This window comes from Aminobacter sp. GW821-FHT11F06, assembly GCF_058808215.1.
The window spans coordinates 278,357-303,242 of the sequence record NZ_JBXARL010000007.1; the positions used below are offsets into that span (position 1 = coordinate 278,357).

General features: G+C 62.6%; 26 protein-coding genes. 8 read left to right on the top strand and 18 right to left on the bottom strand.

Annotated elements, in window-relative coordinates:
• Positions 1-4 precede the first annotated feature (4 nt).
• From AC1RTB_RS18665 to AC1RTB_RS18675, 3 genes are read left to right on the top strand one after another with little or no spacing between them, the layout of a single operon-like run.
• Entirely contained in the window at positions 5-1,297 is a 1,293-nt protein-coding gene (locus tag AC1RTB_RS18665) for a M16 family metallopeptidase (RefSeq protein WP_492880037.1), read from the top strand.
• 15 nt (positions 1,298-1,312) lie between these two features.
• On the top strand, positions 1,313-1,909 hold the full coding sequence (locus tag AC1RTB_RS18670; RefSeq protein ID WP_492880036.1) for a GNAT family N-acetyltransferase: 597 nt from the start codon (positions 1,313-1,315) through the stop codon (positions 1,907-1,909).
• 50 nt (positions 1,910-1,959) lie between these two features.
• Positions 1,960-4,800, top strand: a complete 2,841-nt coding sequence (locus AC1RTB_RS18675) for an EAL domain-containing protein (RefSeq protein WP_492880305.1) — start codon at positions 1,960-1,962, stop codon at positions 4,798-4,800.
• Here AC1RTB_RS18675 and AC1RTB_RS18680 read toward each other — a convergent pair.
• Positions 4,791-5,399, bottom strand: coding sequence for a YqgE/AlgH family protein (locus AC1RTB_RS18680; RefSeq protein WP_492880035.1), 609 nt, complete (start codon positions 5,397-5,399; stop codon positions 4,791-4,793). The two genes, AC1RTB_RS18675 and AC1RTB_RS18680, sit on opposite strands and share 10 nt — an antisense overlap.
• A gap of 148 nt (positions 5,400-5,547) precedes the next feature.
• Here AC1RTB_RS18680 and AC1RTB_RS18685 point away from each other — a divergent pair, with 148 nt between their 5' ends.
• Both AC1RTB_RS18685 and AC1RTB_RS18690 read left to right on the top strand, forming a co-directional pair.
• Entirely contained in the window at positions 5,548-6,354 is an 807-nt protein-coding gene (locus AC1RTB_RS18685) for a protein-disulfide reductase DsbD domain-containing protein (protein WP_492880034.1), read from the top strand.
• A 116-nt stretch (positions 6,355-6,470) separates the two neighbouring features.
• Positions 6,471-6,956 (top strand): peroxiredoxin, encoded by a 486-nt coding sequence (locus tag AC1RTB_RS18690; RefSeq protein ID WP_492880033.1) that lies wholly within the window; start codon positions 6,471-6,473, stop codon positions 6,954-6,956.
• An 18-nt stretch (positions 6,957-6,974) separates the two neighbouring features.
• Here AC1RTB_RS18690 and rnhA read toward each other — a convergent pair whose 3' ends face one another.
• The 12 genes from rnhA to coxB form a co-directional block, all read right to left on the bottom strand.
• Positions 6,975-7,457, bottom strand: a complete 483-nt coding sequence (gene rnhA, locus AC1RTB_RS18695; RefSeq protein ID WP_492880032.1) for a ribonuclease HI — start codon at positions 7,455-7,457, stop codon at positions 6,975-6,977.
• The gene (locus tag AC1RTB_RS18700; RefSeq protein WP_492880031.1) at positions 7,454-8,416 is read right to left on the bottom strand and encodes a homoserine kinase; all 963 of its coding nucleotides are present in this window, start codon (positions 8,414-8,416) and stop codon (positions 7,454-7,456) included. The genes rnhA and AC1RTB_RS18700 overlap by 4 nt, the downstream gene beginning before the upstream one ends.
• Complete coding sequence (ispH, locus tag AC1RTB_RS18705) at positions 8,416-9,426, bottom strand: 4-hydroxy-3-methylbut-2-enyl diphosphate reductase (protein WP_492880030.1); 1,011 nt, start codon at positions 9,424-9,426, stop codon at positions 8,416-8,418. Before ispH ends, AC1RTB_RS18700 begins: the two co-directional genes overlap by 1 nt.
• Positions 9,427-9,494: 68 nt before the next feature.
• Complete coding sequence (locus AC1RTB_RS18710) at positions 9,495-10,250, bottom strand: SURF1 family protein (RefSeq protein ID WP_492880029.1); 756 nt, start codon at positions 10,248-10,250, stop codon at positions 9,495-9,497.
• Complete coding sequence (locus AC1RTB_RS18715) at positions 10,247-10,633, bottom strand: DUF983 domain-containing protein (protein WP_492880028.1); 387 nt, start codon at positions 10,631-10,633, stop codon at positions 10,247-10,249. Before AC1RTB_RS18715 ends, AC1RTB_RS18710 begins: the two co-directional genes overlap by 4 nt.
• The gene (locus AC1RTB_RS18720) at positions 10,630-11,121 is read right to left on the bottom strand and encodes a L,D-transpeptidase family protein (RefSeq protein WP_492880027.1); all 492 of its coding nucleotides are present in this window, start codon (positions 11,119-11,121) and stop codon (positions 10,630-10,632) included. Before AC1RTB_RS18720 ends, AC1RTB_RS18715 begins: the two co-directional genes overlap by 4 nt.
• A gap of 84 nt (positions 11,122-11,205) precedes the next feature.
• A complete protein-coding gene (locus AC1RTB_RS18725; RefSeq protein ID WP_492880026.1) occupies positions 11,206-12,093 on the bottom strand; it encodes a cytochrome c oxidase subunit 3 in 888 nt (295 codons plus the stop codon).
• A gap of 1 nt (position 12,094) precedes the next feature.
• Positions 12,095-12,727: a cytochrome c oxidase assembly protein gene (locus AC1RTB_RS18730; protein WP_492880025.1), complete on the bottom strand. Its 633-nt coding sequence runs from the start codon at positions 12,725-12,727 to the stop codon at positions 12,095-12,097.
• 8 nt (positions 12,728-12,735) lie between these two features.
• Complete coding sequence (locus AC1RTB_RS18735) at positions 12,736-12,894, bottom strand: cytochrome c oxidase system small membrane protein (protein ID WP_492880024.1); 159 nt, start codon at positions 12,892-12,894, stop codon at positions 12,736-12,738.
• Between the two features lies 1 nt (position 12,895).
• Entirely contained in the window at positions 12,896-13,837 is a 942-nt protein-coding gene (locus tag AC1RTB_RS18740) for a heme o synthase (RefSeq protein ID WP_492880022.1), read from the bottom strand.
• Positions 13,838-13,912: 75 nt separating this feature from the next.
• Positions 13,913-15,562 (bottom strand): cytochrome c oxidase subunit I, encoded by a 1,650-nt coding sequence (gene ctaD / locus AC1RTB_RS18745; protein ID WP_492880021.1) that lies wholly within the window; start codon positions 15,560-15,562, stop codon positions 13,913-13,915.
• Between the two features lie 35 nt (positions 15,563-15,597).
• Positions 15,598-16,464: a cytochrome c oxidase subunit II gene (gene coxB, locus AC1RTB_RS18750; RefSeq protein WP_492880020.1), complete on the bottom strand. Its 867-nt coding sequence runs from the start codon at positions 16,462-16,464 to the stop codon at positions 15,598-15,600.
• 416 nt (positions 16,465-16,880) lie between these two features.
• Between coxB and AC1RTB_RS18755 the strand changes: the two genes are divergently transcribed.
• The 3 genes from AC1RTB_RS18755 (at position 16,881) to tldD (ending at position 19,360) form a co-directional block, all read left to right on the top strand.
• A complete protein-coding gene (locus tag AC1RTB_RS18755) occupies positions 16,881-17,360 on the top strand; it encodes an invasion associated locus B family protein (RefSeq protein ID WP_245432147.1) in 480 nt (159 codons plus the stop codon).
• Between the two features lie 6 nt (positions 17,361-17,366).
• A complete protein-coding gene (locus AC1RTB_RS18760) occupies positions 17,367-17,885 on the top strand; it encodes a GNAT family N-acetyltransferase (protein ID WP_492880304.1) in 519 nt (172 codons plus the stop codon).
• A 62-nt stretch (positions 17,886-17,947) separates the two neighbouring features.
• Positions 17,948-19,360, top strand: coding sequence for a metalloprotease TldD (gene tldD / locus AC1RTB_RS18765; protein ID WP_492880019.1), 1,413 nt, complete (start codon positions 17,948-17,950; stop codon positions 19,358-19,360).
• Positions 19,361-19,423: 63 nt separating this feature from the next.
• Here tldD and AC1RTB_RS18770 read toward each other — a convergent pair whose 3' ends face one another.
• The 5 genes from AC1RTB_RS18770 to AC1RTB_RS18790 all read right to left on the bottom strand — a co-directional run bounded on the left by AC1RTB_RS18770 (position 19,424) and on the right by AC1RTB_RS18790 (position 24,814).
• Positions 19,424-20,665: a class I SAM-dependent RNA methyltransferase gene (locus AC1RTB_RS18770; protein WP_492880018.1), complete on the bottom strand. Its 1,242-nt coding sequence runs from the start codon at positions 20,663-20,665 to the stop codon at positions 19,424-19,426.
• On the bottom strand, positions 20,662-21,435 hold the full coding sequence (locus AC1RTB_RS18775) for a TlyA family RNA methyltransferase (RefSeq protein ID WP_492880017.1): 774 nt from the start codon (positions 21,433-21,435) through the stop codon (positions 20,662-20,664). Before AC1RTB_RS18775 ends, AC1RTB_RS18770 begins: the two co-directional genes overlap by 4 nt.
• 144 nt (positions 21,436-21,579) lie before the next feature.
• Positions 21,580-23,493 (bottom strand): 1-deoxy-D-xylulose-5-phosphate synthase, encoded by a 1,914-nt coding sequence (gene dxs / locus AC1RTB_RS18780; RefSeq protein WP_492880016.1) that lies wholly within the window; start codon positions 23,491-23,493, stop codon positions 21,580-21,582.
• A 78-nt stretch (positions 23,494-23,571) separates the two neighbouring features.
• Positions 23,572-24,492, bottom strand: coding sequence for a pirin family protein (locus tag AC1RTB_RS18785; RefSeq protein ID WP_492880015.1), 921 nt, complete (start codon positions 24,490-24,492; stop codon positions 23,572-23,574).
• Positions 24,493-24,547: 55 nt separating this feature from the next.
• Complete coding sequence (locus AC1RTB_RS18790) at positions 24,548-24,814, bottom strand: DUF2277 domain-containing protein (RefSeq protein ID WP_492880014.1); 267 nt, start codon at positions 24,812-24,814, stop codon at positions 24,548-24,550.
• Positions 24,815-24,886: the final 72 nt, after the last annotated feature.

Genomic DNA, 24,886 nt, shown 5'->3' on the forward strand with positions numbered 1-24,886 from the left:
CTTAATGGGTGTTGAGGTAAGCCGTCTGTCGAACGGCCTGACAGTAGCCACTGAAACACTTCCAAGCGTAGAGACTGTAGCTCTCGGCACATGGGTCAAGTCCGGCGCGCGCAATGAGCGTGACGACGAGCACGGCATGGCCCACCTGCTAGAGCACATGGCGTTCAAGGGCACCAAGAACCGCACAGCCTTTGAAATCGCTTCGCAAATCGAAAATGTCGGCGGCGAAATCAACGCTGCCACTTCGGTCGAGACGACCTCATTTTATGCTCGTGTCCTGGCCGACGACGTCCCGCTGGCTGTCGACATCCTGTCCGACATCCTCCAGGATTCCGAGTTCGATCCAAACGAACTCGAGCGCGAACAGCACGTCATCCTGCAGGAAATCGGCGCCGCTCACGACACGCCCGACGACATCGTCTTCGACCGCTTCACCGAGACCGCTTTCCGTCACCAGACAATCGGCCGCTCGATTCTCGGCACGCCCGAGACGGTGAAATCCTTCACCTCGGCTCAGTTGCACGATTTCATGCAGCGTCAGTATGGCGCCGAACGCATGGTCATTGTCGCTGCCGGCGACGTCAAGCACGACGATTTCGTCCGCCACGTCGAAAAGCGGCTCGGCAATTTCCGCCCCAAGGCCGAAAGCGCCATCCCTCAATATGCGCAATATGTCGGCGGCGACTTCCGCGAGGACCGCGACCTCATGGACGCGCAGATCGTGCTCGGCTTCGAAGGCCGCGCCTATCATGTCCGCGACTTCTACGCCTCGCAGGTGCTCTCGATGATTCTCGGCGGCGGCATGTCGTCGCGCCTGTTTCAGGAAGTGCGCGAGAAGCGCGGCCTCTGCTACTCGGTCTACGCCTTCCACTGGGGCTTCTCCGACACCGGCATTTTCGGCATCCACGCCGCGACCGGCCAGAGCGACATCGCCGAGCTGATCCCTGTGATCATCAGCGAATTGCAGCGCACCGGCGAAAGCATCCTGCTCGAAGAGCTCGATCGCGCCCGCGCGCAATATCGCGCCGGCCTGATCATGTCGGCCGAGAGCTGCTCCAGCCGCGCCTCGCAGATCGCGCGCCAGCTTCTCCTGTTTGGCCGCCCTATCGCCAAGGAAGAGCTGATGGAGCGCCTGTCGGCACTTACCGTCGAGCGCCTGACCGACCTGTCGTCGCGTCTGTTTTCAACCCGCCCGACGATTGCGGCGGTCGGACCTGTGGGCACGCTGGCGCCCTACGAATCAATCCTGGACACGCTGCCGGGCATGCAGGCGACCACCCGCAAGCTCGCCGTCTGAGCTGCGCTTGCGCGCATGTTTTCGCTCTCGCTTTTCCGCCGCGAAACTCCGGCACTGAAAGGCGAACGCGTCAGCCTGCGCATGCCGACCTGGCGCGACTACCATGAATGGATGGCCCTGCGCGCCGAAAGCCGCTCGTTTCTCGAACCTTGGGAACCGCGCTGGGCACCAGACGAGCTTGACCGCTCGGCCTGGCGTATCCGGATTTCGCGTTACCAGGACGAATATATCCAGGGCACGGCGGCGGCCTTTTTCATCTACGAGAATTCAACCGGCAAGCTCGTCGGCGGCATCACGCTTGGCAACATCCGCTACGGCGTCGCCCAGACCGGGCACATCGGCTACTGGATCGGCGCGCGTTATGCCGGCCAGGGCTTCATGGTCGACGCTCTCAAGCTGGTGGTGCGACACGCCTTCGATACGCTTCGGTTGCACCGGATCGAGGCTGCCTGTATCCCCGAGAATACACGTTCCGTACGCGTGCTTGAAAAAGCCGGATTCCGGCGCGAAGGACTTTTGCGATCCTACCTCAGGATCAACAGCGAATGGCATGACCACTATCTCTACGCCCTGATTGCGGACGATCCGCAAGCTGTCACCTTGAAGGCTTGAACTTGTCGAAGCATTTCCTGCTGGCGCCGTTGTTTGCGCTCATTGTTTCCATGATCGCCAGCGTCTGCGCGGTGTCGCAGGCACAGGCCGTGGAACCGATCAAGATTTCCCGTGACGACGTCGCGCTCAACCTTTCGGGCGCCGTCGAGATCTACCGCAATCAGGGCGAGAACTTTCAGGTTTCGACGGCACCGGGCGTCGACGGCATCGTTCGCCGCATCGAGGTGGAGGCCAATGACAAGCGCTCCACCGGTGACTGGGCGGTGTTCGCGCTTGCCAACACGACCGACCAGGTCATCGACCGGCTGATCGTTGCGCCGCATTTCCGTCTCGTCGGCTCCGGCCTGATCTGGCCCGACCTCGGCTCAAGCCGCATCGCCGCCATCACGCCAAGCGAGGGCTTCGCGCTTGACCGGCAGGCAAGCCCCGACGCCGACGTGTTCCTGGTCACGCTCAATCCGAACTCGGTCGTGACTTTCATCGCCGAGCTGTCCTCGCCCAAGCTGCCGCAGGTCTATCTGTGGGAGCCGGAGGCCTACAAGGACACCGTCAATTCCTACACGCTGTTTCGCGGCATCGTCATCGGCATTGCCGGCCTTCTGGCGCTGTTCCTGACCATCCTGTTCGTGGTCAAGGGAACCTCGATGTTCCCGGCCACCGCAGCCCTCGCCTGGGCGGTGCTTGCCTATATCTGCGTCGACTTCGGCTTCCTCAACAAGGTCATCGAGGTCTCGCCCGGCAACGAGCAGATATGGCGAGCGGGCACGGAGGTGGCGCTGGCCGGCACCTTCGTTGTCTTCCTGTTTGCCTATCTCAACCTCAACCGATGGCACGGCCATTTCAGCTATGGCGCCTTCGTCTGGGTCATCGGCCTGCTCTTGATCGCCGGCGTCGCCATCATCGATCCGGCGGTAGCTGCCGGCATCGCACGCATTTCCTTCGCCGCGACAGCGGTCACCGGTCTTGGCCTGATCGTCTATCTCAGCATCCGCGGCTACGACCGCGCCATCATGCTGGTGCCCAGTTGGGCCATGGTGCTGATCTGGCTGACCGGCTCATGGATGGCGATCACCGGCGTTTTGGACAACGACATCGTCCAGCCGGCACTTGGCGGCGGCCTGATCCTCATCATCCTGCTGATCGGCTTCACCGTCATGCAGCATGCCTTCGCCGGTGGTGGGGCACATCAGGGCCTGTTCAGCGACATGGAACGCCAGGCGCTGGCAATCTCAGGCTCAGGCGACATCGTCTGGGACTGGGACGTGCTGCGCGACCGGGTGGTGACCCGCCCCGACGTTTCGCTCCAGCTCGGGCTCGCGCCCAACAGCCTGGGTGGTGCGGCGCGCAACTGGCTGCCGGTGCTGCATTCCGACGACCGCGACACCTTCCGCACGACGCTCGACGTCGTGCTTGAACATCGCCGCGGCCGCGTGGCGCAGAGTTTTCGCCTGCGCGGTGCTGATGGCCACTATCACTGGTTCTCGCTCAAGGCGCGGCCGGTGATCGGTTCGGATGGCGAAGTGATCCGCTGCGTTGGCACGATGGTCGACGTCACCGAGCAGAAGAAGTCCGAAGAACGCCTCCTGCACGATGCCGTACACGACAATTTGACCGGCCTGCCCAACCGCGAGTTGTTCATGAACCGGCTGGAGGCGATCATCTCGATCGCCCGCACCGAAGAGAAGGTGCGTCCGTCGGTCTTCGTCATCGACATCGACCGTTTCAAGCTGGTCAATGACGGTCTTGGCATCTCGGCCGGCGACACCATCCTTTTGACCATCGCGCGCCGCCTGCACCGCCTGCTCAAGCCGAAAGACTCCCTGTCGCGTTTCGCCGGCGACCAGTTCGCGCTGATGCTCTTGTCCGAACAAGACCCCTCGCGCATCGCTGTTGTCGCTGACGCGATCAAGCAGGCGATCAAGGCGCCGATCACCTTTGCCAAGCGCGAGATCGTCTTGACCGCGTCTGTCGGCCTCATCACCTGGACCACGGCCCAGGCCTCGGCCGAAGACATGGTCAAGGACGCCGAGCTTGCCATGCATCAGGCCAAGCGTTTCGGCGGCGATCGCATCGAGCCGTTCCGCCCGGCCTTCCGCACAGTCGGCACCGACCGGCTGCAGCTTGAATCGGACCTCCGCCGCGCCATCGAGCGCAAGGAATTCACGCTTGCCTACCAGCCGATCGTGCGATTGGAAGATGGCAGCGTCGCCGGCTTCGAGGCACTTCTGCGCTGGGATCACCCGCGCCGCGGCATGATCCCGCCGGGCGACTTCATTCCGGTTGCCGAAGGCTGTGGCCTGATTGTCCAGCTTGGCTTGTTTGCCATGCAGCGCGCCGCCGACGACCTGGCCGAGTGGCAAAAGCAGATCAGCGACGCGCCGCTTTCGGTTTCGGTCAATCTGTCGAGCCGCCAGCTCATCCGTCGCGACCTCGTCAGCGACGTCCGCTCGGTCATCGCCAGGGCCAATCTCAAGCCGCGCTGCTTCCGCCTCGAACTCACCGAATCGCTTGTGATGGACAATCCCGAGCAGACCAACCACGTGCTGACCAAGCTCAAGCAGCTCGGCATCGGCCTGTCGCTCGACGATTTCGGCACCGGTTATTCGTCGCTGTCCTACCTGACGCGCTTCCCCTTCGACACGATCAAGATCGACAAGAGCTTTGTCGACGACACCTCGCCCAAGCGCGCGGTGCTGATCAAATCGATGGTCAACATGGCTCACGAACTGGGGATGTCGGTGGTCGCCGAAGGCATATCCGATGAGAGCGATGCGCTCGAACTGCGCCAGATGGGCTGCGAATATGTGCAGAGCTTCATGTTCGGTGCGCCTATCCCCGGCGACCAGGCCCTGAAAATGCTGAAAGAGCAGTACCCGCTCGCTCAGGCGTGACCGGCAGCACTGCTGAGCCGCGCGAGGTCGATGCCGAGCGCGGCGAGGATGCGGTCGTATTTGCGGTCGATGTCGCTGTCGAACAAAAGCTCCGGCGTCGCCGGGCAGGTCAGCCAGCCGTTCTCGGCGATCTCGCTTTCGAGCTGGCCGGCACCCCAGCCGGAGTAGCCAAGCGCCATCAGCGCGTGGCGTGGCCCGCGACCGGCCGAAATCGCCCGCAGGATGTCGACGGTCGCGGTCAGGCAGATCTCTTCCGAGACTGGCAGCGAGGACTCGACCTTGTAGTCGTCGGTGTGCAGCACGAAGCCGCGGCTACGGTCGACTGGCCCGCCATTGCGCACGATGAAGTCCTTGGCCTTCATCGGTAGCCTGATCGCCTCGTGCTCGTCCAAAATACCGAGTTGCACCAGTAGATCGGGGAACAGCAGCGGCTGGACCTGATTGATGATCAGGCCCATGGCGCCCTCGTCGCTGTGGGCGCAAATGTAGATGACGGCGCGCGAGAACCTGTCGTCCTTCATCCCCGGCATGGCGATGAGGAACTGATCGTCGAGAAAACCGCGCTGCGAAGCGCCCTTTTTCTGGCGTATGAGGTCCATGGCTAGAAGGTACCGCGTTTCCCGACTTCTTGAAAGATGGCGATAAGGTCGTGGCGTTCATCTTTTGACAGGCAACGTCACGCAAAAATGATGCGAAGTGTTGGCGCGCCCTGTTGCGGACGCTGCGGGAGGCTATCAAATCACCGCCATGAAAATTGCATGCGTTTCCACGATCTGCCTGGGCTCCGCCTTGCTTGCCGCCGCCCCGGCACACGCCTCGTCGTCGGCGTGGTTCGACGCCGAAGGCGGGCGTTTCCGGCTCGTCACCACGGGTCGGCCCGACGCCACAGGCAAGCTCCAGGGCGTGCTCGACATCGAGCTCAAGCGCGGCTGGAAGACCTATTGGCGCGATCCCGGCAATGCTGGCGTGCCGCCGCAGATCGACGTGACCGCAAGCCGCAACGTCTCGGCGGCTGAGTTTTCCTATCCGGCCCCGCAGCGGCATGACGACGGTTATTCCAAATGGGCCGGCTACGACTATCCGGTGCGCCTGCCGGTGAGTTTCACCGTGCCTGCGCCCAGTGAGCCAACGACAATCGCCGCCGACGTGTTTCTTGGCGTCTGCGAGACCATCTGCGTGCCGGTGCAGGCACGGCTTGAGGTTGATCCGGCAGCCGATCCCGACAATGCCGGCGATGCCATGTTGGTGAAGGCTGCACTCGCGGCCCTGCCAGCGGCGGCACAGCCCGATTTCGGCGTGACGGTGAAGTCCAGCGAGGGCGATCACATTTCGCTCCTGGCAGCCTCTCCGGGCGCGCCAGAGGCCGTCGACGTCTTCATTGCCGGCACCGACGGCTATCAGTTCGGCACGCCCCAGCGGCATGTCGAGGCGGGAAAGCCTGTTTTCACCGTCAAGGTGCTCGAACGTCCGGCAACGAAGCCCGCAGGCAAGGGCATTCCTTACACGCTGACGACAGTTGCCGGCGCGGTCGAAGGATTCTTGCCTTACCCCTGATCAAGCCGCGCTCAACTTCCTACATCTGGTCGGCCATTGGATAAGACGCGCATCTGCGCTAGTTGGGATGCGCGTTCATCTTGGATCTTTCAACCACCACGCATGCGAGGAAATTCATGACCATTTCGATTGGCGACAAGCTGCCTGAGGCCACGTTCAAGACGATGACCGCCGACGGTGCCAAGAACCTTACTACCGAAGAGATCTTCGCCGGCAAGAAGGTCGTGCTGTTTGCCGTTCCTGGCGCTTTCACGCCGACCTGCAGCAACAACCACCTGCCCGGCTATGTCGAAAACCATGACGCCATCATCGCGCGCGGCGTCGACACCATCGCGGTCGTTGCGGTCAACGACGTCCACGTCATGGGCGCCTGGGCGCGCTTCAGCGGCGGTGAAGGCAAGGTGCTGTTCCTCGCCGACGGCAGTGGCGATTTCGCCCGCGCAGCCGGCCTCGACCTCGACCTGTCGGCCGCCGGCATGGGCCTGCGTTCGAAGCGTTTTTCGATGGTCGTCGAAGACGGCAAGGTCACGCAGCTCAACGTCGAAGGCTCGCCCGGCCAGGCCATCGATTCCGGCGCTGCCAGGATTCTTGAGCAGCTCTAAGAGTTAATCTGCGCGTCGTCAGCCCTTGGCGGCGCGCAATCCGGCCGGTGGTCCGCTGCGTCCGCTCTTGAAGGGCGCCATGCCCTCGCGCGCCAGCTCGTCAGCGCGCTCGTTCTCGGCATGGCCGGCATGGCCCTTGACCCAGTGCCACGTCACCTTGTGACGCTTGTTGGCTTCATCCAGCGCCTGCCACAGCTCGCCATTCTTCACCGGCTTCTTGTCGGCGGTCTTCCAGCCATTCTTCTTCCAGCCGTGGATCCATTTGGAGATCCCGTCCATGACGTATTTGCTGTCGGTGTGCAGATCGACGGTGCATGGCTCCTTCAGCGCGTTGAGCGCCGAGATCGCTGCGAGCAACTCCATGCGGTTGTTGGTCGTCTCTGCCTCGCCACCGGAGAGTTCCTTGGTCTTGCCGTTGTAGCGCATGATCGCGCCCCAGCCGCCAGGGCCCGGATTGCCCGAACAGGCTCCGTCGGTGAAAATCTCGATATGCTTTGTCATTTCAGGCCGTATTCTTGGGCGGACTTGATCGTCCGATGGAAACGCAGGCGGCGGATATATTCCGACGGATCGCGCTTCATGACCAGCCCGCCATCCGGCACCGTCAGCCAGTCATAGAGCCGCGTCAGCATGAAGCGCAGTGCCGAACCCCGCGCCAGGATGGGCAGTGCCGCCTTCTCGTCCGCGGATAGCGGCCGGACGCTCTGGTAGCCGTCCAGCAGTGCCGTGCCCTTGGTCAGGTTGAAGGAAAAGTCCTTCTCGAAACACCACGCATTGAGGCAGGTGGCGAGGTCGTAGGCGTAAAAGTCGTTGCAGGCGAAATAGAAGTCGATCAGGCCCGACAGCTTGTCGCCAAGAAAAAAGACGTTGTCGGGAAACAGGTCGGCATGGATGACGCCCGAAGGCAGGTCCTTCGGCCAGCTTTTCTCGAATTCGGCGAAGTCGGCGTCGACTTCCCTGGCAAGGCCAAGCTCGACCTCGTCGGCGCGCGGGTGGGCTGGGTCCCACAGCTTGCGCCAGCCATCGATGGCGAGCGAGTTCGGACGCGTCATCGCAAAGTCCTGGCCGGCGATGTGCAGCTCGGCTAGCGCCCTGCCAACCTCGCGGCAATGCACGACCTTGGGCCGGCGCAACCACATGCCTTCAAGGAAGGTGATGACCACCGCCGGGCGGCCTGCCAGCTCGCCTACGACATTGCCGTCCTTGCCCTCGACCGGCAGCGGACAGGAGATGCCCTTGTGGGCGAGGTGCTGCATCAGGCCGAGGAAGAACGGCAGGTCGGATCTTTCGACCCGCTTCTCATACAGCGTCAGGATGTACGACCCGGTCGTGGTATGCAGCAGGAAATTGGTGTTTTCGGTGCCTTCGGCGATGCCCTTGTAGGACAGAAGCTCGCCGACCGGATAGTTGCGCAGGAACGCTTCGAGCTCGCCCTCGCCGACGTCGGTATAGACAGCCATCAGCCGTTACCGTTGACGAAGGCCATGTCGGCTGGCGTCAGCTCGACGTCGCGCAATACCCGCATCACCGGAAAATCCTCCGTCTCTGTCGCCGTTATCGCGAGTTCCACGTTCACCTCAAAGCGTTCGCGGAAAGCGTTGATGATCTCGTCGACGATGATCTCCGGTGCCGAAGCACCCGCCGACAGGCCCAGCGTAGCGATCGAGCCGATGTCGTTCCACGGAATCTCCGACGCGCGCTGAACCAGCAGCGACATCTTGGCCCCTGCCCGCTCGGCGACTTCGACGAGGCGGCGCGAATTGGAAGAGTTCGGCGCGCCGACCACGAGGTAGAGATCGGCACCCGGTGCCGTCTCCTTCACCGCGTCCTGGCGGTTTGTGGTGGCATAACAGATCGATTCGGCGGCAGGCGCCTGCATCGCCGGGAACTTTTCCTGAAGTGCTTTCAGGATGCCCGCCGTGTCTTCGACCGACAGCGTGGTCTGGGTGACGAAGCCGAGCGCTTCCGGATCCGCTGGCGCGAAATTCCGAACGTCGGCCTCTGTCTCGATCAGCGTCACCGCGCCCTCGTTCAACTGCCCCATGGTGCCGATCACTTCAGGGTGGCCGGCGTGGCCGATCAACAGCACATGGCGGCCCTTGCGCTGATGGCGCATCGCCTGCTTGTGCACCTTGGAGACCAGCGGGCAGGTCGCGTCGAGATAGAAGAGATTGCGCGCGACCGCATCGGCCGGCACTGACTTCGGCACGCCATGGGCGGAAAACACCACCGGCGCATCCTGGTGCTCGGGCGGGATTTCGCTCAGCTCTTCGATGAACACCGCGCCGAGATTCTGCAGCCCCTCGACGACGTAGCGGTTGTGCACGATCTCGTGGCGCACAAAGACCGGCGCGCCATATTTCTTGAGCGCCAGAACAACGATCTGGATCGCACGGTCGACGCCTGCGCAAAAGCCGCGCGGCTGGCAGAGCCTGATTGTCAGGGGCGGTTTTGTCAGCGTCTGGGGCATTTAATCCGGTTCTTTATTCAGTGCCGAAATGATGTCTGCACCCCCTTGCTGTCAAGGGAGGCTCTGCCTCATTTGCTGTCGGGCCGGCGCAGCAGCCAAAAGCCCATGACGCCCAGAAGTGCAAGCGCAAGCCCATACCATGTGACGGCATATTGCAGATGGTTGTTGGGCATATCGACCATGGTGACGCCACCGACAGGCAGGCCGCCCGGGTTGGCAGTCTTGTCGGCATCGATGAAGAATGGCACCACGGCAGCGCCAGCCGGCAAACCGGCGGTCGCGGCCATCACGTCGCGATCCTTCCAGTAAAAGATGTTCTTCGCCGGATCATTGTCCGGCACCAGCGAGCCCGGCTTGGCAGCGAGCGGATTGCGCGCCAGCCCGACGATGCTGACCGGACCCGTCACCTGGCCGGCCGGCCGCTTGGCCGCATCCTTAAGGTCGTAGGGAACAAAGCCGCGGTTCACCAGCGCAAAACGACCATCGTCCAGCTTGAGTGGAGTGTAGATATAAAAGCCCGACTGGCCTTCCCAGGTGGCGAAGAAGTGCCGCTCGCCTTCATGCACAAACGTTCCGCTCACAGTCACCGGCCAATAGTCGACGTCGCCGGTGGCGCGGAACTTCACTTCCATCTCGGACAATGGCAGCGGCTGTGATTGGGTACGGGAGGCGATCTGGGCGATCAGATCTTCTTTCCAGAAAAGGCGTTGGACCTGCCAGCTGCCGAGCGCGATCAAGAGCGCGAACGCGATCGTGCCGAGCACAAGCATCAGCACAAGCCCGGAGCGGCGCGCCGGAGCGGACATCGTATTCTGGTCGCTCATTCGCCCTTGTCCAAACGCCCTTCGGCGGCCTTGTTACGGTATTGCAGCGTGATCAGCACGCCCTTGATCAGCCGCAGCGAGCCGAGGGCGAGAATCAAGGTCAACGGAATCCAGAGCAGCAGGTGGAGCCACAGCGGCGGCGACAGCGTCACTTCCATCCACAGCGCGAGACCAACGACCACGAAGCCGATGATCAGGATGACAAACACTGCCGGCCCATCGCCGGCGTCGGCGAAGGAATAGTCGAGACGGCAGACGCCGCATTCCTTGCCGACGGTCAGGAAGCTCGAAAACAGCTTGCCCTCGCCGCAGCGCGGACAGCGCCCCTTGAGCCCGGCCGTGATCGGATCGACCGGTGGCCAGATCGCTTTGTCTTCGCTCATGGATTTATCTCAATGGGAGTTCCGTTTTCGACCATCTGCCAGATCTCCGCCATTTCTTCGTCGGTAACTGCGATACAGCCATTCGTCCAGTCGAACATCTGCATCAGCCAGGACCACCAGCCATACCCATTGGGCTGGCCGTGGATCATAATCATTCCGCCTGCCACTACACCTGCCCTCTTTGCCGCAGCCACGTCATCGGCATTCGGGTAGGAGATGTGGATCGAGCGGTAATAGCTGCTGCCGGGGTTGCGCCAATCAAGCACATAGCGGCCTTCAGGCGTGCGCTCGTCGCCTTCCTGGCCCTTGTGGCCAACCGGGCTCGCACCGAGCGCGACAGCATAGCTGCGAACCACCTTGTCGCCTGATACCAGCTCCAGCCGGCGCTCGGACTTGCCCACCCGCACCAGGTCGACGACGTCGGCGTGCGCGGACATCGTTGAAGCAACGAGGGCAATCAAAGGCAGGGCGAAGCGGCTGGTCAACATTGCCGCGTGGTTGCCGCAGAAAAGCGTCCAAAAAGAGAAGGCGGCCGCGTTGCCGCGACCGCCTTGCATCAAAGACCGGATCGATCAGCCGTGAGCGATGGTGCCGCCCGACGAACCCCAGACGTAGATCGCGGTGAACAGGAACAGCCAGACCACGTCGACGAAGTGCCAGTACCAGGCAGCTGCCTCGAAGCCGAAATGCTGCTTCGGCGTGAAACCGCCGGCCATGGCGCGGAACAGGCACACCGCCAGGAAGATCGTGCCGATGATGACGTGGAAGCCATGGAAGCCGGTCGCCATGAAGAAGGTCGCGCCGTAGATCGAGTCGCGGAAAGCGAACGGTGCGTGGATGTACTCGTAAGCCTGCACGAAGGAGAACAGGATGCCGAGGCCAACCGTCAGCGCGAGACCATTGACCAGGCCCTTGCGATCATTGTGCAGCAGCGCGTGGTGCGCCCAGGTCACCGCCGTGCCCGAGAGCAGCAGGATGATGGTGTTGTAGAGCGGCAGGTGGAAAGGATCGAGAACCTCGATGCCCTTCGGAGGCCAGACACCGCCGGTGAACGCCGCACGCGTCACCTGGTGGACTTCGCCCGGGAACAGTGCTGCGTCGAAGAACGCCCAGAACCAGGCGACGAAGAACATCACCTCGGAGGCGATGAACATGATCATGCCATAGCGCAGGTGCAGCGACACGACGCGCGTGTGATGCCCCTCATTGCCTTCCTTGATCGTGTCCGACCACCAGCCGAACATGGTGTAAAGCACGATCAGCAGGCCGATCGCGAAGATCCAGTAATTGGCGTTGGCGGCGTTGAAGCCGAAGATCGGGAAGACGCTGCCCTTCATGTGCTGCATCCAGGCGACGCCGCCGAACGCCATGACGAGCGCGCCCAGCGAGCCGAGGAACGGCCACGGGCTAGGATCGATGATGTGATAGTCGTGTTGTGGTTTCGCGTGCGCGTCTGCCATATCAGCCCCCGGCTTTTCCGTCGGAATTAACATTTTTCGCTTCGCCGTCAACCTTTGGCGCGGCTGCTACGGGCTTTTCCCCCTCAATCGGGAAAAAGGTGTAGGACAAGGTGATCGTCCTGAGGTCCTTGAGGTCGGGCTCGTCGACGATCGCCGGATCAACATAAAAGACGACCGGCATGTCGAGCGTCTCGCCCGGCTTCAGCGTCGTGTCGGTGAAGCAGAAACACTCGACCTTGTTGAAATAAGAACCCGCCAGTTCCGGCGTGACATTGAACGTCGCGCGGCCCTGGGTCGGGGCGTCGAACATATTCTTGGCCGTGTAGTGGATCTGGGTCGTCTCGCCGATCTTGATCTTGACGTCACGCGCCACCGGCTGGAAGTTCCACGGCAACCCGCCCGACGTGTTGGCGTCGAAGCGGACGGTGATCTCACGGTCGAGGATCTTGTCGGAATACTGCTCGACGCGCTGGGTCGTGCCGCCATAACCGGTGACCTGGCAGAACATCGCGTAGAGCGGAACGGCGGCATAAGCCATGCCGACCATGCTGCCGACAAAGGCGATGCACATGCCCGCAACCATGCGGTTGGAGCTCTGCTTCTTGGGGTCGACGGGCTGCGTTTCGTTGGTCATGCCGTTGCTCAAATCGCCCGATCCAGAATACCAGGGCCGAACTTCGCTATCGTGGCGAGATAAAAGATGATGACAAGTGCTGCCAACGCCAGGCCAATGGCGATGTTGCGGCTGCGGCGCGCCTTCTTTTGCTTGTCAGTGAGCGTAACGAAACTGTTGTCCGACATATCATGCGCCTCCAAGCGCAAAGACACGCTCGATGACGCTGTCGGCCAGATAGGCCGCAAAGATCACGAACAGGTAAAGCAGCGAATAGCCAAACAGCGCCTTGGCGGGCTTCATCACCCGGTCGCTGTCGGGCATGCGAAGCACCTTCCAGGCGTACCAGACAAAGCCTGCGCCGAGCGCCAGCGAAACCACGCCGTAGCCGATTGTGGTGTAGCCGAGCAGCCAGGGCGCCACGCCAACGGGCGCCAGCAGCAGCGAATAGGCGAAGATCTGGCGGCGGGTCGAAGCCTCTCCGGCGACGTTCGGCATCATCGGAATGCCGGCGCGCTCATAGTCCTGCGACTTGAACAGCGCGAGCGCCCAGAAATGCGGCGGCGTCCACAAGAAGGTGATGAGGAAGAGCACGAAGCTCTCGAAGCTGACGGAGCCGGTCATGGCGGCCCAGCCGATCATCGGCGGCAGCGCACCGGCCGCGCCACCGATGACGATGTTCTGCGGCGTCCAGCGCTTGAGCCACATCGTGTAGATGACGGCGTAAAAGAAGATGGTGAAGGCAAGCAGCGCCGCCGACAGCCAGTTGATGAGGACGCCGAGCGTCATCACCGAAAGGACCGACAGCACCAGGCCGAAGGTCAGCGCCTCATGGGGCGTCACCTTGCCCGACGGCACCGGCCGGTTGGCCGTGCGCGTCATGACGGCGTCGATGTCGGCGTCATACCACATGTTGAGGGCACCCGAAGCGCCAGCGCCTATGGCAATCGCAAGGATCGCGACAATGGCGAGGAACGGGTTGATGGTCTCGGGCGCGGCAACCATGCCGACAAATGCCGTGAAGACGACCAGCGACATGACACGCGGCTTCAGCAGGGCGAAGAAATCGCCCGCCGTCGCTTCCGACATGCGGATGGTTTGGTCTTCAAACCGGTTGTGGACAAGGGCCATGCGTACTTACGTCCAGTCGTTCCGTTTGGCCGAAGCCGCCGGTCTGGCCGGCGGCTTCGTAGTTCAGTCAGTGCCTTACTTGATCTTCGGCAGCTGTTCCCACTGGTGGAAAGGCGGCGGCGAAGGCAGCTGCCATTCAAGCGTGGTCGCACCCTCGCCCCAGGGGTTGGCACCAGCGACGCGCTTCTTGGAGAAGGCTTCGAAGACGCCGAACAGGAAGATCAGCACGCCGACGGCCGAGATATAGGAGCCGTAGGACGACACCATGTTCCAGCCCGCGAACGCATCGGGATAGTCGATGTAGCGGCGCGGCATGCCGGCAAGGCCGAGGAAATGCTGCGGGAAGAACACCAGGTTCACGCCGACGAACGTCACCCAGAAGTGGGTGTTGGCGATCATCGGCGAGTACATGTAGCCGCTCATCTTCGGGAACCAGTAGTACCAGGCCGCGAAGATCGCGAACACGGCACCCAGCGACAGCACGTAGTGGAAGTGCGCGACGACGTAATAGGTGTCGTGCAGCGAACGGTCGAGACCGGCGTTGGCCAGCTGCACGCCCGTGACGCCACCGACGGTGAACAGGAAGATGAAGCCGATCGCCCACAGCATCGGGGTCTTCATCGAGATGGAGCCGCCCCACATGGTGGCGATCCACGAGAAGATCTTCACGCCCGTCGGCACCGCGATGACCATCGTAGCGAAGACGAAGTAGCGCTGCGTGTCGAGCGACAGGCCGGTTGTGTACATGTGGTGAGCCCACACGACGAAGCCGACGGCGCCGATGGCGACCATGGCATAGGCCATGCCGAGGTAGCCGAAGATCGGCTTCTTCGAGAAGGTCGACACGATGTGGCTGACGATGCCGAAGCCCGGCAGGATCAGGATGTACACTTCCGGGTGACCGAAGAACCAGAACAGGTGCTGGAACAGGATCGGATCGCCGCCGCCTTCAGGCGCGAAGAAGGTCGTGCCGAAATTGCGGTCGGTCAGAAGCATGGTGATGCCACCTGCCAGAACCGGCAGCGAAAGCAGCAGCAGGAAGGCGGTGATCAGCACCGACCAGGCAAACAGCGGCATCTTGTGCAGCGTCATGCCCGGAGCGCGCATGTTGAAGATCGTGGTGATGAAGTTGATCGCACCGAGGATCGACGAGGCACCGGCGATGTGCAGCGACAGGATCGCGAGATCCATCGCAGGCCCAGGCTGGCCCGAAGTCGACAGCGGCGGATAGATCGTCCAGCCACCACCGACGCCATGGGCGCCCGGAGCGCTCGGCATGAACGCCGACAGGATCAGCAGGATGAAGGCCGGCGGAAGCAGCCAGAACGAGATGTTGTTCATGCGCGGGAACGCCATGTCAGGCGCGCCGATCATGATCGGAACCATCCAGTTGGCGAAACCACCGATCAGCGCGGGCATGACCATGAAGAAGATCATGACCAGGCCGTGCGCCGTGGTGAAGGCATTGTACATGCTCTTGCCGGCATCGATCGCGGCATCGCCGTTGACGCCGTAGACCATCTCGGCCAGGCCGCTGAAGATCTGAATGCCCGGATGGGCAAGTTCCCAGCGCATCATCACCGACAGGAAGCCGCCGACGATCCCCGCGAAAATCGCGAAGATCAGGTACATCGTGCCAATATCTTTGTGGTTGGTCGAATACACCCACCGAACCCAGCCCGTCGGCTTGTGGTCGTGATGGTCGTGAGCTGCAGCGCCTGCCATGTTCCGCTCCGTTCCCTGATCCTATTTGCCGCGGCTCAGTTGCCGGCGGCCGCGACCTTGGCCGCACCGTCCGTCTCAGCCATCAGCGCCTTGTTGGCACCTGGCAGGTCGGACTTCGCGGCGGCAAGCCACGTGTTGTATTGTGCGTCGGAGACGACGCGAATTGCGATCGGCATGTAGGCGTGATCCTTGCCGCAAAGCTCGGAGCACTGGCCGTAGTAGAGGCCTTCCTTGTCAGCCTTGAACCAGATCTCGTTGATACGGCCCGGCACCGCGTCAGTCTTCACGCCGAAAGCCGGCATGGCGAAGGCGTGGATGACGTCGCTGGCGGTGACCAGGACGCGGACCATCGCGCTGACCGGAACCACAACCTCGTTGTCCACGGCGAGAAGACGCGGATAGGCCGCCTTGTCTTCCTTGCCTGCAGCGGTGCGGTCAGTTTCAGCGAGCATCGCCGAGTTGAAGGAGAGCGGCTCGGCGTTCTGGTACTCATAGTCCCAGTTCCACTGGTTGGCCGTCGCCTTGATCGTCAGCTTGGCTTCTTCCGGCGGCGAATACTGCGCCGTCAGGAGCTGGAAGGACGGGATCGCCAAAAACAGCAGAATCACGACTGGACCGACGGTCCAGACGACCTCGATCAGCGTGTTGTGGCTGGTGCGCGACGGCACCGGGTTGGCGCTCGCCCGGAACCGCACGATGCAATAGGCCAAAAGCACGAGCACGAAGAGCGTGATCGGGATGATGAACCACAGCGTGTAGCGCTCGAACCAGGTGATCTGTTCCATGATACCGGTCGCGGCCGGCTGGAAGGTGGTCTGCCAAGGCGTCGGCTGTGCCGCATAGGCCGCGACGCTGGCAAGGGAAGCAGTCGCCGCGACGGCGCTAGCAAAGATCTTTCTCATCGCCCTCAGTATCTCCCATTTCCGTGCGGGCATAGCCGCAAGGACATCGTGCCGCTCCGGGACGGGAATCCCAGAGACGTTCGGAGGTTCAAACCATACTCTCTTTCCAACCGCAAGGAAGCAGAGGCGGAAGTCATGCGGCATTTTTGCGCGCAGGCACAGAGGCTGGCGCCGCGACGCGTTTGGCGCTAGTTGAAGAACGCGCAGGCGGACTGGCTATTCGCCCGCTTTGCGCTGCCATGCCCTCGAAAGGCGTCGCAATTCGGGCCAAATTGGGCTCGAATGTCTGGAAAACCTGAGATTGCAGGATGGCGAAGACGCTGTCTTGTTATTTACTTGCTGCCTGCACGGCCTGAACGGTCGTGATTCGCAATGGAGCCGTCATGAAGTCTGGGCTTTTTAAAACCGTGGCGAAAATGTTGGTCGCCGCTGCCTGCGTGGTTCCCATGCAAGCCGGCGCGCAGCAAAGCGGCACGGTCAAGTCCACCCATGGCGCCTGGTCGATCATCTGCGACACGCCCGCGGGTGCCACCAACGAACAATGCGTGATGATGCAAAACGTCATCGCCGAAGACCGCCCGGAGATGGGGCTGTCTGTGGTCATCCTGCGCACCGCCGACAACAAGGCCGAGATCCTGCGCGTGCTCGCCCCGCTCGGTGTGCTCCTGCCCAACGGGCTGGGTCTCAACGTCGACCAGAAGGACATCGGCCGCGCTTATTTCGTGCGTTGCTTCCAGGACGGCTGCTATGCCGAAGTGATCCTCGACAAGACCCTGCTCGACACGCTGAAAACCGGCAAATCGGCCACCTTCATCGTCTTCCAGACCCCTGAAGAAGGCATCGGCATCCCAGTCGACCTCAACGGCTTCGGCGAAGGTTTCGCCGCACTGCCCTGAGGTCGCCTGTCCTTGACCTTGAAGTTGCTCGTTCCTGAAGATTACGAGGTTTTCAAGCGAATTCGCCTGGAAGCCTTGCGCACGACTCCGGAAGCCTTTGCCAGCAGCGAACGGGACTGGGCAAGGCTCCCCGATGAGGAATGGCAGCGACGTCTCAGCAACAATTCCGTCGTCGTTTCCTTTCGGGACGAGGAGCCTGTCGGCATCATGGGGCTTATGCAGCAGCAGGCCAGCAAGATGGTGCATCGCGCGACCATCATCATGGTGTATTTGCGCGAGAGCGAACGAGGCGGCGGACGCGCCGTCGCCATGCTTGACCTGCTGCTTGATCACTCCCGCACTTTGGGTGTCCGACAGGTTGAACTGGCTGTAAGCGCGGAAAATCCCGCAGCCATGCGATTTTACCTTCGCGAAGGCTTTCAAGAAATCGGCCGCATACCCGGCGGCATTCTTCACGAAGGTCGGGAAATCGACGAAATCATGATGGCACGACGCTTGGCTCCGGGTCGCCTCGCCTCGTCGTGACGTTGCCTAACGGTGCCCGCGCGCCTACATCCGGTAAAATCGTTTATTGAAGGGCAAGCGCCATGACCAGCCTTCTCAGCCAGTTCGACATTTCAGAAGACCGCGTACGCGAGATCGTCGCCGAGACGATCGAGGGTGCGGACGACGGCGAATTGTTCCTCGAATATAGCGAGGGCGAAGCGCTGATGTTCGACAACGGCCGGCTGAAGACGGCCAGTTTCAACACCGACCAGGGGTTTGGCCTGCGCTCCGTTGCCGGCGAGGCGACGGGCTATGCGCATTCGAGCGACCTGTCTGAACAGGCATTGCTGCGCGCCTCCGACGCGGTCTCCGCCGTCAAGGGCGGCTATTCCGGCACACTCGCCGCAGCGCCTGCTCGTACCAACCGGCATCTCTATAGCGAGGAAAACCCCATCACCTCGCCGTCCTTCGAGGCCAAGGCCAAGCTGTTGCAGGAAATCGACGGCTGGCTGCGCGACAAGGACCCGCGCGTCCGCCAGGTGACCGCATCGCTGGCCTCGTCGTGGCAGCATGTCGAGATCCTGCGCGGCGACGGCCAGGTGGTGCGCGACATTCGCCCGCTGGTACGCATGAGTGTTTCTGTTGTCGTCGGCGACGGCGACCGCCAGGAAAGCGGCTCATACGGCGCTGGCGGACGCAAGAGCTTCGACGAGTTCCTGACCGAGGAAAGCTGGAAGGATGCGGCCGGCCAAGCACTTCGCCAGGCGTTGGTCAATCTGGAAGCCATCCCCGCCCCTGCCGGCACCTTCGACATCGTCTTGTCGAGCGGCTGGCCCGGCGTGATGCTGCACGAGGCCGTCGGCCACGGGCTGGAAGGCGACTTCAACCGCAAGAAGACCTCGGCTTTTGCCGGCCTGCTGGGCCAGCAGGTCGCGGCCAAGGGCGTCACCGTCGTCGACGACGGCACGATCGCCGAACGCCGTGGCTCGCTCACCGTCGATGACGAGGGCACACCGAGCGGACGCAACGTGCTGATCGAGGACGGCAAGCTTGTCGGCTACATGCAGGACCGCCAGAACGCGCGCCTGATGGGCATGAAGGCGACAGGCAACGGCCGCCGCGAATCCTATGCGCACCAGCCGATGCCGCGCATGACCAACACCTACATGACCTCAGGCGACATGGACCCGCAGGAGATCATCGCCTCGGTCAAGAACGGCATCTATGCCGTGTCGTTCGGTGGCGGCCAGGTCGACATCACCTCGGGCAAGTTCGTGTTCGGCTGCACCGAGGCCTACATGATCGAAAACGGCAAGGTGACCCAGCCGATCAAGGGCGCGATGCTGATCGGCAACGGCCCCGACGCGATGCATCGCGTCAGCATGGTCGGCAACGACATGAAGCTCGACACCGGCATCGGCATGTGCGGCAAGGCCGGCCAGGGCGTACCCGTCGGCGTCGGCCAACCGCATCTCAGGATGAACCAGATGACGGTCGGCGGCACCAGGGTGTGATACATAAAGGGCGTTTAGGTATCACCCGCTCCGCGTGGTGATACCTAACTATCAAGCCGCCCCTCAGCGCCTCTTTTTCGGCTTTTCCAGCAATGCCACAGCCTCGACATGGTGCGACCAGAGGAACTGGTCGATCGGTGTCACAGCCTTCAGCGTATAGCCGCCGTCGATAAGGATGCGCAGGTCCCGCGCGAGCGTCGCCGGGTTGCACGACACAGCCGCCACCGTGGGTACGTCCGAGCGGGCGATCTGCTTGCACTGATCCTCGGCACCGGCACGCGGCGGGTCGAAGACGATGCCGTCGAAGGCATTCAGCTCCTTGAAGGTCAGCGGGCGCCGGTCGAGGTCGCGGCGCTCGATGGTGACGCGTTTCAAGCCATTGGCAAAGCGGAAGCCGCGATCAAGCGCTGCAAGTGACGGGCCATCGCCCTCCACCGCATGAACCTCCGAATTGGCGGCGAGCCTGAGCGCGAAGGTGCCGCAGCCCGAATAGAGGTCGGCGACCTTCTTGGCCTTGCGCATATGGCCGGTGACGAGCGTGACCATCGCGTCCTCGGCCTCGGCTACCGCCTGAACGAACGCGCCCGGCGGCGGAGTCACCGTCGCAGCACCGAAGGTCAGCATCGGCTTGGTCGGCTCGACGACGATCTCGCCGTCGATGGAGAGCCTGGCGATCTTGGACTTGATGACGAAATCGGTCGCCGCACGGCGGATCGCTTCGGTCGGCTTGCCGCAATCGGCAGCGGCCACGTCAAAACCGGACTCGGTTGCGGTGACCAGGAACCTGAAAGGCTTGGATGTGTTGGCGATGATGCCGGCCAGGTGACGCAGCACAGCACTCGCCTCGACGATCTCGGGCAGAAGAACGGGGCATTCCTCGATGTCGATAAGGAGGTTGGAAAATGCCTTGTTGTAGCCGAGATGCAGTCCGGTTTCGGTGTTGCGTGCTGTAAAGGCGGCGCGGCGCCGGCTGTGCGGCGGACATGCAATGAGATCGCCGACCGGTGTTTCGATGCCCCTCGCCTTCAGCGCCTGGACCACAAGGCCGCGCTTCCAGTCGCGATAAGCACTTTCCTCGAGATGCTGGATGGCGCAGCCGCCGCATTCGGTGAAATGGCGGCAGGCGGGCTCGATGCGTTGAGGCGACGGCTCGATCACCGCGAGCAGTTGCGCACGGTCCTTTTCGCGCGCGGCGGTCACCGTCTCTCCCGGCAGCGCGAAGGGGATGAAGATATGCCCGCCATTGGCATCGACGACGCCGTCGCCATGCGCGCCCAGCCGCGCAATTTCGAAACGAGTCGTCATCGATCTTTCACTCCACCGAGCAGATATTCGCGGTTGCCGTCACCGCCTTCGAGCGGCGAGGCGCAGATGCCGAGCGCGCGCCAGCCCGGAATAGTATCAAGCCACGCGCGCAGCTCTTCGGCCATGCGCGGGCCGTCTTCAGCGTTCTTGAGCAGGCCGCCCTTGCCGATCGCCTCGCGGCCGGCTTCGAACTGCGGCTTGACCAGGAACACGCCCTTGGCGCCCGACACGGCCAGTTCGAGCGCGTTGGGCAAGGCCAGGCGCAGCGAAATGAAACTGACATCCGAGACCAGGAGATCAGGCTTTTGACCGCCAAGATCATCCGATGTCAGATTACGCGCATTGAGCCCTTCCAGGCAGGTCACGCGCGGATCGGCGCGCAGCTTTTCGTCCATCTGGCCGTGACCGACGTCGATCGCCACCACATGCGCAGCACCGCGTTCGAGCAGCACTTGCGTGAAACCACCGGTCGACGCGCCAATGTCGAGCGCGTGGGCGCCTGAGGGGTCGAAGCCGAAATGGTCGAGACCGGCGATCAGCTTGAGCGCGGCGCGTGAGACATAAGCCTGCGCCGGGTCATCAACCGCGATCGCGACATCTGCGGCAACTGTTTGTCCCGGCTTCTTCGCCGGCTGGCCACCGACGGTCACCGCTCCGCGCGCCACGGCGTCGCGAGCGCGCGAGCGGCTGGCAAAAAAACCGCGGCTGACGAGCAATTCGTCGAGCCGCAGGCTGGCTCCGGAGTGCTGCGCGTCCGATTGGACGCGCAAAGGCGCTCCAGCTTCTTGTGTCTGCGCATCGTGCTTTCCGAAAATCGATTTCGATTTTCGGGCCGATGCGCGAGCTTGCCTTGAGATTTCCATGGCTTTCAATGGCGAATGCGCGCCTGCAAGGCAAGCGCTCACTCGAAATGCTCAGGCGCGGACGGCCTGGGCCGACTTGCCAAGCGCTGCGAAGACGGCGCGCACGATGCCGCCCGAATCGAGGCCGGCATCGACATACATCTTGTCGGGATTGGCATGGTCGACGAAGCTGTCGGGCAGCGTCAGCGGACGCACCTTCAGGCCATTGTCGAGCAGGCCGTTGCGGGCGAGGAAATCGAGCACCTGGCTGGAGAAGCCGCCGACAGAGCCTTCCTCGACCGTGACCAGCACCTCGTGCGAGCGCGCCAGGCGGCGGATCAGATCCTCGTCAAGCGGCTTGGCAAAGCGCGCATCGGCGACAGTGGTCGACAGGCCGGCAGCCCCGAGTTCCTCGGCAGCGAGAAGGCATTCCTTGAGCCGCGTGCCGAATGACAGCAGTGCGACCTTGGTGCCTTCCTTGACCACCCTGCCCTTGCCGATCTCCAGCACAGAGCCGCGCTCGGGCATGTCGACACCGACGCCATTGCCCCTGGGATAGCGGAACGAGATCGGGCCTTCGTCATATTCGGCTGCCGTGCGCACCATATGGCGCAGTTCCGCCTCATCGGCGGCGGCCATGACGACGAAGTCGGGCAAAGAGGCGAGATAGGTCGTGTCGAAGGCGCCGCAATGGGTCGGCCCGTCCGCGCCAACAAAACCGGCGCGGTCGATCGGGAAACGAACCGGCAGTTTCTGGATGGCGACGTCGTGCACGACCTGGTCGTAGGCGCGTTGCAGGAAGGTCGAGTAGATCGCAACAAACGGCCTGTAGCCTTCGGTCGCCAGACCAGCGGCAAAGGTCACCGCATGCTGCTCGGCAATGCCGACATCGAAGGTTCGCGACGGAAATGCCTCGCCAAACAGGTCGAGGCCGGTGCCCGACGGCATGGCGGCGGTGACGGCGACGATCTTGTCGTCGAGGCGCGCTTCCTGGACCAGGCTTTCGGCAAACACCTTGGTATAGGCAGGCGCATTGGCAGGCGCCTTGGCCTGGGCCCCGGTGATGACGTCGAACTTGTTGACGCCATGATATTTGTCGGAGGCGGCTTCGGCAGGCGCGTAGCCCTTGCCCTTCTGGGTCACGACATGGATCAGCACGGGGCCAGTGCCATTGTCGCGGACATTCTTCAGCACCGGAATCAGATGCTCGAGATTGTGGCCGTCGATCGGGCCGATGTGGAAGAAGCCCATCTCCTCAAACAGCGTGCCGCCAGTGACAAAGCCCCGCGCATGTTCGACCGCACGGGTGATGGCACGGTCGACGCGGCGTCCGAGATATGAGGTCAGCTTCTTGCCGAGCTCGCGCACGCCGGCATAGGTGCGGCCGGATGCAAGACGCGCCAAATAGGCGCTCATCGCGCCCGCCGGCGGTGCGATAGACATGTCATTGTCGTTGAGGATGACGATCAGGCGCGCGTCCAGCGCACCGGCATTGTTCATTGCCTCATAGGCCATGCCGGCCGACATCGCGCCGTCGCCAATGACGGAAATGACGTTGTTGCGGCCACCGCTGAGGTCGCGTGCCACCGCCATGCCGAGGCCAGCGGAAATCGAGGTCGACGAGTGCGCCGCGCCGAAAGGATCGTATTCGCTCTCGGTACGCTTGGTGAAACCGGAAAGACCGTTCTCCTGGCGCAGCGTACGGATGCGGTCGCGGCGGCCGGTCAGGATCTTGTGCGGATAAGCCTGATGGCCGACGTCCCAGATGATGCGGTCGTCAGGCGTGTCGAAGACGTAATGCAACGCGACCGTCAGCTCGACAACGCCGAGGCCAGCCCCCAGATGGCCGCCCGTCTGCGACACCGCGTCGATCAACTCGGCCCGCAACTCGGCGGCCAGCTGCGGCAGCTGGCCCTCGTCAAGCGCGCGCAGGTCGGACGGCAGGCGGACCTTGTCCAGAAGGGGCGTTTCAGGTTTTGCGTTCATCACTCAGCACTAACATCAGTTAACCTTTGGCAGATACGTCCACAGGCTGCGAAAGTAAATGCGTGGAGGTGACGCGGCTCAGCTTTCGGGCAGCGGAATGAATTCTTCCTCGTCGCCAGGAACGATATCGAAGCGCCTGGTCTTCCATTCGTTCTTGGCCTGCTCAATGCGTTCTCTCGACGAGGAGACGAAATTCCACCAGATGTAGCGCTTGGAACCCAGCGACGCGCCGCCGAACAGCATGAAATGCGCACCGTTTTCAGAGCCAACGACGATCTCGTCGCCGGGCCGGAGCACCAAAAGCCGCTCGGGGGGAAAACGGTCGCCCAAAATATCGAGCTCGCCATCCAGCGTATAGATGGCGCGTTCCTCGGCATCGGCAGGGATTTTGATCCTTGCACCGGGCGCGAGCGAAATGTCGGCGTAGAGCGTGTCGGACGCCGCTCGCACCGGCGAGCGCAGCCCTTTGAAATCGCCGATGATGAGCCGGCCGGAGGCGCCGTCGGCGGCGAATGTCGGCAGGTCGGCATAGCCAGTGTTTTCAAACAGCGGCGCCACTTCCTCCTTGCCGTCAGGCAGGGCCAGCCATGTCTGCAGACCCGAAACCGACATCGGCGCGCCGCGCAGTTCCTCGGGCGTGCGCTCGGAATGGACGATCCCCCTGCCCGCCGTCATCAGGTTCACGTCGCCCGGCGCGATGACCATCTCGGTGCCGAGCGAATCGCGGTGCCGGATCTTGCCGTCGAACAGGTAGGTGACGGTCGCAAGACCGATATGCGGGTGCGGGCGCACGTCGAGCGCGTGGCCGGCGCGCAGGATCGCCGGGCCCATGCGGTCGAAGAAGATGAACGGCCCGACCAGCCGGCGCTTGGCCGTCGGCAAGGCGCGGCGGACCTGGAAACCGTCAATGTCCTTGGCGTTGGGGATAACCATCAGCTCGATGGCGTCGCAGGAAAAAGCGTCGCCGGGCGTTGGGTCGGGTGCGGGGAAAAAGCTCATGGCCACATCCTAGCTGGTGCGATGGGAGTTGCTGTCACCAAGGGTAGCACAACACTCAGGCAAACCTCAGCGCCGATCGTGCCTTCGCCTTGGCGGCTTCTTCCTCGCGATTGCGCGGATGCTGGTGCGTTTCCATCGAATGCAGCAGGTCGTGCGCTGCATCAGTGATCCTGTCGACCGCGTGGTTAAACGCCTCCTCGTTTTTCTTAGAAGGCTTTGTCGAACCGCTCAGCTTGCGGACAAACTGCAGCGCGGCGTCGCGGATCTCGTCATGCGTTGCCGGCGGATCGAAATTGAACAATGTCTTGATGTTACGGCACATCGCCTGCTCCCGGGCTTTCCACCATTTGGGCACCTTTTAACTGGGCCCAATGGGCCGCAAGGTCAAGCTAGC